The 11478-nt window shown below is 68.7% G+C and carries 13 protein-coding genes; all 13 read left to right on the forward strand.

Annotated elements, in window-relative coordinates; translation table 11 throughout:
- Nucleotides 1-135: 135 nt before the first annotated feature.
- The 13 genes from ribD (at nt 136) to AC1DJH_RS01115 (ending at nt 11454) form a co-directional block, all read left to right on the forward strand.
- Nucleotides 136-1263 carry a bifunctional diaminohydroxyphosphoribosylaminopyrimidine deaminase/5-amino-6-(5-phosphoribosylamino)uracil reductase RibD gene (ribD, locus tag AC1DJH_RS01055; RefSeq protein WP_478184401.1) on the forward strand — a complete coding sequence of 376 codons (1128 nt, stop codon included), beginning with the start codon at nt 136-138 and terminating at the stop codon, nt 1261-1263.
- Between the two features lie 44 nt (nt 1264-1307).
- Nucleotides 1308-1973, forward strand: a complete 666-nt coding sequence (locus tag AC1DJH_RS01060; protein ID WP_478184402.1) for a riboflavin synthase — start codon at nt 1308-1310, stop codon at nt 1971-1973.
- Nucleotides 1970-3124, forward strand: coding sequence for a bifunctional 3,4-dihydroxy-2-butanone-4-phosphate synthase/GTP cyclohydrolase II (ribBA, locus tag AC1DJH_RS01065; protein WP_478184403.1), 1155 nt, complete (start codon nt 1970-1972; stop codon nt 3122-3124). The genes AC1DJH_RS01060 and ribBA overlap by 4 nt, the downstream gene beginning before the upstream one ends.
- Nucleotides 3125-3130: 6 nt before the next feature.
- A complete protein-coding gene (gene ribH, locus AC1DJH_RS01070) occupies nt 3131-3595 on the forward strand; it encodes a 6,7-dimethyl-8-ribityllumazine synthase (protein ID WP_435483539.1) in 465 nt (154 codons plus the stop codon).
- Nucleotides 3592-4146 carry a transcription antitermination factor NusB gene (gene nusB, locus AC1DJH_RS01075; RefSeq protein WP_478184404.1) on the forward strand — a complete coding sequence of 185 codons (555 nt, stop codon included), beginning with the start codon at nt 3592-3594 and terminating at the stop codon, nt 4144-4146. Before ribH ends, nusB begins: the two co-directional genes overlap by 4 nt.
- Entirely contained in the window at nt 4143-5348 is a 1206-nt protein-coding gene (locus tag AC1DJH_RS01080) for a pyridoxal phosphate-dependent aminotransferase (protein ID WP_478184405.1), read from the forward strand. The genes nusB and AC1DJH_RS01080 overlap by 4 nt, the downstream gene beginning before the upstream one ends.
- On the forward strand, nt 5345-5803 hold the full coding sequence (gene ybgC / locus AC1DJH_RS01085) for a tol-pal system-associated acyl-CoA thioesterase (protein ID WP_478184406.1): 459 nt from the start codon (nt 5345-5347) through the stop codon (nt 5801-5803). Before AC1DJH_RS01080 ends, ybgC begins: the two co-directional genes overlap by 4 nt.
- Nucleotides 5800-6519: a protein TolQ gene (gene tolQ, locus AC1DJH_RS01090; protein ID WP_435435797.1), complete on the forward strand. Its 720-nt coding sequence runs from the start codon at nt 5800-5802 to the stop codon at nt 6517-6519. The genes ybgC and tolQ overlap by 4 nt, the downstream gene beginning before the upstream one ends.
- Before the next feature lie 15 nt (nt 6520-6534).
- Nucleotides 6535-6972, forward strand: a complete 438-nt coding sequence (locus AC1DJH_RS01095) for an ExbD/TolR family protein (RefSeq protein ID WP_116908760.1) — start codon at nt 6535-6537, stop codon at nt 6970-6972.
- 3 nt (nt 6973-6975) lie between these two features.
- Nucleotides 6976-7971, forward strand: a complete 996-nt coding sequence (tolA, locus tag AC1DJH_RS01100; RefSeq protein WP_478184407.1) for a cell envelope integrity protein TolA — start codon at nt 6976-6978, stop codon at nt 7969-7971.
- Between the two features lie 97 nt (nt 7972-8068).
- Nucleotides 8069-9799 carry a peptidoglycan D,D-transpeptidase FtsI family protein gene (locus AC1DJH_RS01105; RefSeq protein ID WP_478184408.1) on the forward strand — a complete coding sequence of 577 codons (1731 nt, stop codon included), beginning with the start codon at nt 8069-8071 and terminating at the stop codon, nt 9797-9799.
- A gap of 102 nt (nt 9800-9901) precedes the next feature.
- Nucleotides 9902-10414, forward strand: a complete 513-nt coding sequence (locus tag AC1DJH_RS01110) for a sigma-70 family RNA polymerase sigma factor (RefSeq protein WP_472119240.1) — start codon at nt 9902-9904, stop codon at nt 10412-10414.
- Nucleotides 10390-11454, forward strand: a complete 1065-nt coding sequence (locus AC1DJH_RS01115) for a FecR domain-containing protein (RefSeq protein WP_478184409.1) — start codon at nt 10390-10392, stop codon at nt 11452-11454. The genes AC1DJH_RS01110 and AC1DJH_RS01115 overlap by 25 nt, the downstream gene beginning before the upstream one ends.
- The last annotated feature ends 24 nt before the right edge of the window (nt 11455-11478 follow it).

Raw genomic sequence — 11478 nt, forward strand, 5'->3', positions numbered from 1 at the left:
GTCGCCTCTGTTTCGCGCCATCGAAAACCGAGCCTAAGCGGGCACCGGCATCGCGGCGCGTACCGTTCGTCCGCGTTCGAATGCCGCTCGTATGATCCAGCGACACCGCTGCCAACTTCTTCCGCTCGAGCCCTCATGCCCTCTCACGAACAAGACGCCCTGCACATCGCGACCGCGCTGCGCCTGGCCACGTCGGCACTGCTGCTGACCGATCCGAACCCGCGCGTGGGCTGCGTGCTGTGCAACGCTGAAGGCCGCGTGCTGGGCCAGGGCCACACGCAAAAGGCCGGCGGCCCGCATGCCGAAGTGATGGCACTGCGCGACGCCGCTGCGCAAGGCCGCTCGGTCGAAGGCGCGACGGCGTACGTCACGCTCGAGCCCTGCTCGCACCACGGCCGCACCGGCCCGTGCTGCGACGCGCTGATCGAGGCCGGCGTTCGCCGGGTGGTCGCCTCGCTGGCAGACCCGAACCCGCTGGTCGCGGGCCAGGGCTTCGAGCGACTGCGCGCGGCGGGGGTCGAGGTCGAGGTCGGTCCGGGCGCGGCCGAATCGCGCGAGCTCAACATCGGCTTCTTCAGCCGCATGGTCCGCGGGCAGCCCTGGGTGCGCATGAAGGTCGCTGCCTCGCTCGACGGCAAGACCGGCCTGGACAACGGTGTGAGCCAGTGGATCACCGGCGAGGCGGCCCGCACCGACGGCCACGCTTGGCGCGCCCGCGCCAGCGCGGTGCTGACCGGCGTCGGTACGGTGCTGGAAGACAACCCGCGGCTGGACGTTCGCCTGGTCGACACCCCGCGCCAGCCGCACCTGGTCGTGGTGGACAGCCGGCTCCAGACACCGCCCGATGCTCACATATTCATAGCTGGCCGCCCGGTCTGGATCTACGCGGCGAGCCGCAACGAAGAAAAGGCGGCGGCGCTCGAAGCCCGCGGCGCCACCGTCACCTGCCTGCCCAACGCCGACGGCAAGGTCGACCTGCCGGCCCTGCTGGCAGACCTGGCGGCGCGCGGCGTGAACGAACTGCACGTCGAATCGGGCCACAAGCTCAATGGCTCGATGCTGCGCGAAGGCTGCGTCGACGAGCTGCTGGTGTACCTGGCGCCCAAGCTGATCGGCAGCGGCATGGACATCGCGAGCCACATCCATGCGGGCGGCCCGCTCACCTCGCTGGCAGGCGCTGTGCCCCTGGAATTCAAGTCGGTGGACCTGCTCGGACCTGACCTGCGCGTGGTGGCGCGGGTTGCCGGAACGGACACGTTCTAGCGTTTACCCCGAACAGGCCTCGTTCTCTGCGAAAATGCGGGGATATGTTCACCGGAATCATCACCGGCGTGGGGCGCATCGCCGCCATTCACGACCTCGGCACCTCCTCCTCCTACGGCAAAAGACTCAGCATTGCGGTGCCTGACGGCTACCTCGATGACGTCGGGCTCGGCGACAGCATCGCGCTCAACGGCGCCTGCATGACCGTCACCACGCTCGTCCCCGAGCGACAGCAGTTCACCATCGACATTTCGGCCGAGTCCCTCGACAAGACCGCCGGCCTGACCGACGAAGGCGGCCGCGTCAACCTCGAGAAGGCCCTTCGCGCGAGCGACCGCCTGGGCGGGCACATCGTGTCCGGCCACGTGGACGGCATCGGCAGCGTGAGCTTCTTCGAGCCGGTCGGCGAAAGCTGGCAATTGCGCGTGGTCGCGCCTCCCGCGCTGGCCCGCTTTCTGGCCTACAAGGGCTCGATCACCATCAACGGCGTGAGCCTCACCGTCAACAGCGTGAGCGACATCTCCGACGGCGCCGAGGTCAGCATCAACCTGATCCCGCACACCGTCGAGAACACCTCCCTCGGCGGCTTGAAGGCCGGCTCGAAGGTCAACCTCGAAATCGATACCGTCGCGCGCTACGTGGAGCGCATGCTCCAGGCGGGCGTGCTGGCGCCCCCTGCTTCCACGTATTCCAAGGACACAGCCGAATGAACGCCTCCGTCACGCCGATCGGCGCTCCCCGCGCCGCGCGCGCCCCCGCCTCGATCTCGCCGGTCGAGGACATCGTGGCCGAGCTCGCCGCCGGCCGCATGGTGATCCTGGTGGACGAGGAAGACCGCGAGAACGAAGGCGACATCGTCGTCGCGGCCGACCACATCACGGCCGAATCCATCAACTTCATGGCGCGCCATGCCCGCGGCCTGATCTGCCTGACGCTGTCGCGCGAAATGTGCGAGCGGTTGCAGCTGCCACCGATGGTGCAACGCAACGGCGCCAAGCATTCGACCGCCTTCACGGTGTCCATCGAGGCCGCCGAAGGCGTGACCACCGGCATTTCGGCCGCCGACCGCGCGCGCACCGTGCAGGCCGCCGTGGCGCCCAACGCCGTGGCCGCCGACCTGGTGCAGCCCGGCCACATCTTCCCGTTGCAGGCGGTGGACGGCGGCGTGCTGATGCGCGCCGGCCATACCGAAGCCGGCTGCGACCTGGCCGCCATGGCCGGCTGCTCGCCCGCCTCCGTGATCTGCGAGGTGATGAACGAAGACGGCACCATGGCCCGCCTGCCCGACCTGCAGATCTTCGCGGCCGAGCACAACCTGAAGATCGGCACCATCGCCGCGCTCATCGAGCACAGGAGCCGCGTCGAATCGCTGGTCGAGAAGGTCGGCTGCCGTGAAATTCAGACCGCTTGGGGCGCCTTCACGGCCCACGCCTTCATCGACAAGCCCAGCCGCGGCGTGCACCTGGCGCTGGTGCGCGGCACCTGGGCCCCTGAAGACACGGTGTCGGTGCGCGTGCACGAACCGCTGTCGGTGCTCGATGCGCTCGAAATCAATCGCTCGCTGCACTCGTGGAGCCTGGACGCGAGCCTGTCGCACATCGCGACCGAGGGAAAGGGCGTGGCCGTGCTGCTGAACTGCGGCGAAACCGGCAGCGAGCTGCTCGCGCAGTTCGACGGCACCGCACGCCCCGCGCAAGCTCCCGAGCGTGGCCGCATGGACCTGCGCAGCTACGGCATCGGCGCGCAAATTCTGCGCGAATGCGGCGTGCACAAGATGAACCTGCTGGGCACGCCGCGTCGCATGCCGAGCATGGCCGCGGGCTACGGCCTCGAAATTGCCGGCTACCTCACGAAGGACTGAACGACCATGCAAGGTGCAAACAAGGGCGAGAGCAAGCCGCTCGACGGAAAAGGGCTGCGCATCGGCATCGTGCAGGCGCGCTTCAATGCCGACATCACCGATGCGCTGGCCGCGGCCTGCCTCGCGGAGCTCGAGTCGCTCGGCGTGAGCGCATCCGACATTCACCACCTGCACGTGCCCGGCGCGCTCGAAGTGCCGATCGCCCTGCAGGCGCTGGCCGAGCGCGGCGGCTACCACGCGCTCGTGGCGCTGGGCTGCATCATCCGCGGCGAGACCTACCACTTCGAGCTGGTGGCCAACGAATCGGGTGCGAGCGTGAGCCGCGTCTCGCTCGACTACAAGTTGCCCATCGCCAACGCGATCATCACCACCGAGAACCTAGAGCAAGCCGTTGCCCGCCAGACCGACAAGGGCCGCGACGCGGCCCGCGTGGCGGTCGAAATGGCGCGACTGCTGGCCACCCTTTCATGACCGACGACACCTCCAAGCCCCTCAAGCCCGTCACCGCCGCAGGCGACAAGCCGCGCCAGTCGCGCGTCGGCCTCACCAGCACGGGTGCGCGCAAGGCTTCGGCCAAGTCCAACCGCAGCCGCGCGCGCGAGTTCGCGCTGCAGGCGCTCTACCAGCACCTGGTAGGCCGCAACGACCCGACGGACATCGACCATTTCACGCGCGACCTCGCGGGCTTCCACAAGGCCGACGCCGCGCACTACGACGCGCTGCTGCACGGCTCGATCGAAGGCGCCAAGCAGCTCGACGCGCTGATCCGCCCGCTGCTGGACCGCAAGTTCGAGGAGATCTCGCCCGTGGAGCACGCCGTGATGTGGATCGGCGTGTACGAGTTCCAGAACTGCCTTGACGTGCCCTGGCGCGTGGTGCTCAACGAGTGCATCGAACTCGCCAAGGAATTCGGCGGCACCGACGGCCACAAGTACGTGAACGCCGTGCTCAACGGCCTGGCGCCGCAGCTGCGTCCCCTCGAAGTGGAAACCGACCGCGCGTCGGGCAAGGCACGCCCGTGAGGATCTCGACGCGCGCCCAGCGCATCGAGCCGTTCTACGTGATGGAGGTGGCCAAGGCGGCGGGCGCCCTGGCGCGCGAGGTCGCCCACACCGACCGGCCGATGATCTTCCTGAACATCGGCGAGCCCGACTTCACCGCCCCGCCGCTGGTGCAGGAAGCCGCCCTGCGCGCCGTGCGCGCGGGCGCCACGCAGTACACGCAGGCCACCGGCCTGGACCTCCTGCGCGAACGCATCAGCGGCTGGTATCGCCAGCGCTTCAACGTGGATGTGCCGGCACGGCGCATCGTCGTCACCGCCGGTGCCTCGGCCGCGCTGCAGCTGGCCTGCCTGGCGCTGATCGAATCGGGCGACGAGATCCTCATGCCCGACCCCAGCTATCCGTGCAACCGCCATTTCGTGAGCGCGGCGGACGGCAAGGCGGTGCTGGTGCCGACCACGGCCGAAGAGCGCTTCCAGCTCACGGCCGACAAGGTGAAGGCGGCATGGACCGACAAGACCCGCGGCGTGCTGCTCGCCTCGCCGTCGAACCCGACCGGCACCTCGATCGCGCCCGACGAGCTGCGCCGCATCCACGAGGTGGTGTCGCAGCGCGGGGGCATCACGCTGATCGACGAGATCTACCTCGGCCTGTCGTACGACGACGCCTTCGGGCAGACCGCGCTGGCCATCGACGACAACGTCATCAGCATCAACAGCTTCAGCAAGTACTTCAACATGACCGGCTGGCGCCTGGGCTGGCTGGTGGTGCCCGAGGCGCTGGTGCCGGTGGTCGAGCGCCTGGCGCAGAACCTCTTCATCTGCGCGAGCACGGTGTCGCAGCATGCGGCGCTGGCCTGCTTCGAGGACGCCAGCATTGCCGAGTACGAACGCCGCCGCGCCGAGTTCAAGGCGCGCCGCGACTGGTTCATTCCGCAACTCGACGCGCTGGGCCTGAACGTGCCCGTGGTGCCCGACGGCGCTTTCTACGCCTGGGCCGACTGCACGGGCTTCGCTGAAAAGCTGGGCATCTCGGGCAGCTGGGACTTTGCCTTCGAGACCATGAAACGCGCCCACGTCGCCGTCACGCCGGGGCGCGACTTCGGCACGGCCGAGACCGCGAAGTTCGTGCGCTTTTCCACCGCCAGTTCAATGGCGCACCTGCGGGAAGCCATCGAGCGCCTGCGCACCATGGCCGATCGGGCGGACCACAAGGCGCAATGAGCTACGCGTTCCCGATCCGCGTCTACTGGGAAGACACCGATGCCGGCGGCATCGTGTTCTATGCCAACTACCTGAAGTTCATGGAGCGCGCCCGCACCGAGTGGCTGCGCTCCCTGGGCATCGAGCAGCGCAGGCTGCGCGAGGACACCGGCGGCCAGTTCGTGGTGAGCGAAACGCAGCTCAAATACCATCGCCCTTCCCGGCTCGACGACGAACTGCTGGTTACAGCCGATCTCCAACAATTGGGCACTGCGTCGTTGATAATCGGTCAGCGCGTGCTATCAAAAACAGAGCAAGAGCGAACAGGGGCCGCGGCACCTGTCTTGCTGTGCGAAGGCACGATCCGCATCGGCTGGGTGGATGCCGCCACGTTGCGTCCAGCGCGCATACCGAAACAAGTCACGGGAACCCTCGAGCGCTACAGCGGCTCCATGACTCAACCTATCAAGCCATGAACCAAGATCTTTCCATCATCAATCTCCTGCTCCACGCGAGCTTCGTGGTGCAGCTGGTCGTGCTGCTGCTGGTGATCGTCTCGATCGCCAGCTGGGCAGCGATCATCCGCAAGTACTTCTCGCTGCGCCGCATGCGCGCACTGAACGACGACTTCGAGCGCGAGTTCTGGTCGGGCACCAGCCTGAACGAACTGTTCGCCTCGGCCGCGCAGAACGCCAAGTTCGCCGGCCCCATGGAGCGCATCTTCGCCTCGGGCATGCGCGAGTATCAAAAGCTGCGCGAGCGCCACGTCACCGATGCCCCCACGCTGCTGGACGGCGCCCGCCGCGCCATGCGCGCGAGCTTCCAGCGCGAGCTGGACGCGGCCGAGCAGAACCTCTCGTTCCTGGCGACCGTGGGCTCGGTGTCCCCGTATGTCGGCCTGTTCGGCACGGTCTGGGGGATCATGCATGCCTTCACCGGCCTGGCCGCGCTCACGCAGGTGACGCTGGCCACCGTGGCCCCCGGCATTGCCGAAGCGCTGGTGGCCACGGCCATCGGCCTGTTCGCCGCCATTCCGGCGGTGGTCGGCTACAACCGCTTCGCCCGCGAGATCGACAAGATCGCCATCGCCCTGGAGACCTACATCGAGGAGTTCTCCAACATCCTGCAGCGCAACCTGTCGTCCAACCCGGGCGCGGGCGGCGCGTCGTCGGTGGCTCCGGCCAACCGCTGAGCGGAGGCGCAACGCATGCCCGCCGTTTCATCCCGGGGCCGAGGACGCCGCACGATCAACGAGATCAACATGGTCCCGTTCATCGACGTGATGCTGGTGCTGCTGATCATCTTCATGGTCACCGCTCCGCTCATCACGCCGAGCGTGATCAACCTGCCCACGGTCGACCGCGCCAACAAGCAGCCGGACAAGCCCATCGAGATCGTCATCAAGAGCGACGACGAAGTGCAGATCAAGAAAGACCCGTCCACCGGCACCGGCGGCACGTCGATCCCCATGACCCAGATCGGCGCCGCGGCCAAGCAGGCCCAGGGCGGCGACAACGACCGTCCGGTGGTCATCAGCGCCGACAAGTCGGTGAAGTACGAGACCGTGGTCAAGGCCATGAACCAGCTCAAGCGCAGCGGCGTCGAGCGCGTGGGCCTGTCGGTCACGACCACGGGCGGCAAATAAGGCATGTCGCTCGCACTGGATCGCCCCGAGTTCGCGCCGCCGCCGCAGCGCGGCACGCCGCGCGCCATCGTGCTGGCCCTCATTGCGCACGGCCTGCTGATCGCCGCGCTCACCTGGGGCGTGCGCTGGAAAAGCGAGGCCGACGAAGGCGCTGTCGATGCGGAGCTGTGGTCGTCCACGGTGCAGCAGGCGGCGCCTCGCCTGCAGGCACCGCAGGCGCCCGCCCCGGTTCCCACGCCGCCGCCGCCCGCACCTGCTCCCACACCGGCGCCAACGCCAGCGCCGCCGCCGCCTCCTCCGCCCCCGGTGGCCAAGGCGCCCGATCCCGCTCCCGCGCCCAAAGCGCCCGACATTGCCCTGGAGCGTGAGAAGAAGCTCAAGGAGCAAAAGGAACTGAAGCAGCGCGAGCTCGAAAAGCAGCAGGAGCAAAAGAAGAAGGAGCTCGAAGCCAGGCAGCGCGCGGAGGACGAGGCCGACAAGAAGCAGGCGCAGTTGAAGGAGCAGCAGCAGAAGAAGCTCGCCGACCAGAAGAAGCAGCAGGAGGCCGAGGCCAAGCAGGCCGAAGCCAAGAAGGCCGAGGCCAAGCAGGCCGAAGCCAAGAAGGCCGAGGCCGCCGCGAAGCAGGCCGCGGCCGACCGTGCCGCCACGCTCAAGCGCATGCAGGGCCTTGCGGGCGCCAGCGGCGCCGACGACGCGAAGGGCACGGCCATGCGCACGTCGGGTCCGTCCAGCGGCTATGCCGGTCGCATCGCCGCCGCCGTACGGCCGAACATCACCTTCCCCGATGCCGATACCGTCAACGGCAATCCGGCCGCGGAGTTCGAGGTGAGCCTGGCGCCCGACGGCACCATCGTCGGCGTGAAGCTGAGCAAGTCGAGCGGCCTGCCGGGCTGGGACGACGCGGCCGAGCGCGGCCTGCGCAAGACAGACAAGCTGCCGCGCGACACAGACGGGCGCATCTTCCCGTCGCTGATCGTGTCGCTGCGCCCCAAGCGCTGATCTCTGCGCGCGTCTGGCTCGCGTCTAACGCGCAGCTAAGAAAACGAGGCCCTTCCGGGTGACTTGCACGTCACCCGGAACTCGATAATCAGGGCTCATGAATCCCAACGGCCGCATCCGATACGGCAGCAGTCCACTGCTCGCCAGCCCCACTCCCGTGTGGCGCAGCAAGTTCATCGTGGCCAGCATCGCCTTCGGCTTCCTGCTGCTGGCCGGCCGCGCCGCCTATGTCCAGATCTTCAACAACGACTTCTTCCAGCACCAGGGCGAAGTGCGCTACCAGCGCACGCTGGAGCTGCCGGCCAACCGCGGGCGCATCCTGGACCGCAACGGGCTGATCCTGGCCTCCGACATGCCGGCGCCCAGCATCTGGGCCATTCCGGAAGACATCGAGCGCGACGACCCCGCCACGCAGGAAAAGCTCAAGCAGGCCGCCAAGCTGCTCGGCATGCCGCTGAAGGACATCGACAAGAAGCTCGAGGACGAAGACAAGAGCTTCGTCTGGCTCAAGCGCCAGGTCGACGAGCCCATTGCCAAGCAGGTGGCCGCGCTCGGCATCAAGGGCGTCTACCTGCGCCGCGACTACCGGCGCCAGTACCCCGAGGGCGAGGCGGCGGCGCACCTGGCCGGTTTCACCAACGTGGAGGACATCGGCCAGGAGGGCGTGGAGCTCGCGTTCAACAACGAGCTGGCCGGCAAATCGGGCTCGCGCCACGTGCTGAAGGACCGGCTGGGCCACATCGTGGAGGACACCGAGGATCAGGTGCCGCCCACCGCCGGCCACGACATCCAGCTGAGCATCGACGACCGCGTGCAGTTCGTGGCGTACGAGAAGATCCGCGACGCCGTGGTCGCCAACAAGGCGCGCGCGGGCAGCGTGGTGGTGGTCGACGCCCGCACGGGCGAGCTGCTGGCCATGGCCAACTACCCGAGCTACGACCCCAACGACCGCCACGCCCTCACCGGCGAGCAACTGCGCAACCGCGCCATGACCGACGTGTTCGAGCCCGGCTCGACCATGAAGCCGATCACCGTCGCCACCGCGCTGCAGCTGGGCCGCGTCACGCCCAACACCATCATCGACACCAACCCGGGGCGCATCACCGTGTCGGGCGCGACCATCCACGACGACGAGAACTTCGGCGTGCTGACGGTGCAGGGCGTGATCCAGAAATCGAGCAACGTCGGTGCCACCAAGATCTCGCAGCGCATGTCGGCGCAGGAGATGTGGAACTCGCTCACCGCCGTGGGCATCGGCCAGAAGCCGCAGACGCGCTTTCCCGGTGCGGTCACGGGGCGGCTGCGGCCGTGGAAGTCGTGGCGGCCGATCGAGCAAGCCACCATGTCGTACGGCTATGGCCTGTCGGCGTCGCTGTTCCAGATCGCGCATGCCTACACCGCCTTCGCGCACGACGGCGAGGTGATTCCGGTGAGCCTGCTGAAGAACACCGGCGAGGAACCGGCCGGTGTGCAGGTGTTCTCGCCGCTCGTGGCCAGCGAGGTGCGCCAGATGATGCACCTGGCCGCCGCGCCCGGCGGCACCGCGCCGCTCGCGCAGACCCAGGGCTACTCGGTGGGCGGCAAGACCGGGACCGCGCACAAGCAGGTCGGCAAGGGCTACGCGAGCAACAAGTACCGCGCCTGGTACACGGGCATGTCGCCCATCGACAAGCCGCGCATCATCGTCGCGGTGATGATCGACGAACCCGGCGCGGGCAAGTACTTCGGCGGCCTGGTGGCCGCGCCGGTGTTCAGCCAGGTGGTGCAGCAGACGCTGCGCATCCTGAACGTGGTGCCGGACCTGGCTGTGGCGCCGATGGCGCACTGAGCGCGGCAGCAGGGCGGGCCGATGTGGCCCGCAGTAGATCGAACGTAGACAGATGGATAGAATGCGAACTATTCTCATCTTCGCGCGTTCCGCCGCCGTCCCGTGTCCGTCCTTCCGCTTCCGTCCGAGCCGGCATCCATCGATGCGATCTACCGCGAACACCATGGCTGGCTGCTGGGCTGGTTCCGCCGGCGGCTGGGCGGCGCGTCTTGCGCGGCCGACCTGGCCCACGACACCTTCGTGCGCCTGATGGTGTCGCGCGACGCGCAGGTGCTGAACGAGCCGCGCGCCTTCCTGCGCACGCTGGCGCACGGCGTGGTGGTGAACCACTGGCGCCGCCAGGACATCGAACGCGCCTGGCTCGAGGCCGTGGCCGTGTTGCCCGAACCGCTCGCGCCCTCCCCCGAGGAACGGCTGCTGGCGCTGGAAACGCTGTGCCGCATCGACGCCATGCTGGACAGGCTCAACCCCAAGGCGCGCACCGCCTTCCTGCTGGCACAGCTCGACGGCCTGGGCTACGCCGAGATTGCCGCGCAGCTGAAGGTGTCGCAGCGCATGGTCAAGAAATACATGGCACAGGCCATGCTGCAATGCCTGCTGCTGACGAATTCATGAGGAGCCTGGGCCTCCCGCCGCACGACGCGGCACCCGCACCGTCCTCGGCACCGTCCCAGGCACCGGCCTTCGAAGACCTGCAGCAGGCCGCCGAATGGTTCGCCGTGCTGCACGACACCGCCGTGAGCGACGCCGACCGCCGCCGCTGGCAGTCGTGGCTCGATGCCGGCCCGCGCCAGCGCGCCGCATGGCACCGCGTGGAAAGCATCTCGGGCGAGTTCAGGGCGCTGTCCGGCCTGCCGGCGCGCAGGGCGCTCGAACGCGGCAAGGCCACGGCCGGCCGGCGGCGCTCGGTGCTGCGCGCACTGGCGCTGCTGCCGGTGGCGGGCATCGCGGGCTGGATGGCTTCGCGCCACCTGCCCTGGCAAGGCTGGGTCGCCGCCCACCGCACCGACACCGGCGAGCGGCGCGAGCTCGTGCTGGCCGACGGCAGCCGCCTGTGGCTCAACACCGCCACCGCACTCGACGTCGACTTCTCGCCGAGCCTGCGCCGCATCGTGCTCTACAAGGGCGAAGTGCTGGTCACCAGCGGGCACGACGACGCCAGCCCCTTGACCCCCTTCCGCCCGCTCGTCGTCGACGTGCCGCAGGGCCGGTTGACCGCGCTGGGCACCCGCTTCGCGGTGCGGCACGAAGAAGGCGGCGCGGTGCGGCTCGCGGTGTTCGAAGGCGCCGTCGCCTCGCGCCCGAGCGAGGGCGGCGAGTCGCTCACGCTGGTGGCCGGGCAGCAGGCCCGTCTCTTCGCCGACCGCGTCGAGGCCCCCGAGCCCGTGGCGGGCTACGCCGAAGACTGGACGCGCGGCATGCTCGTGGCCGACGGCATGCGCCTGGGCGACTTCATCGCCGAACTGGCCCGCTACCGGCCGGGCTACCTGGGCTGCGCGCCCGAGGTGGCCGACCTGCGCATCGTGGGCGCCTACCCGCTGGCCGACACCGAGCGCATTCTTTCGGCGCTGCAGGCCACGCTGCCGGTGCGCGTGCGCCGGCCGACGCCGTGGTGGACGGTGGTCGAGGCGGCACAGAACACGCCGAAGCGCTGATTCAAGAATTTTTTCGGCGGGCGG

The sequence above is a fragment of the Variovorax sp. 10N412 genome (assembly GCF_056394985.1).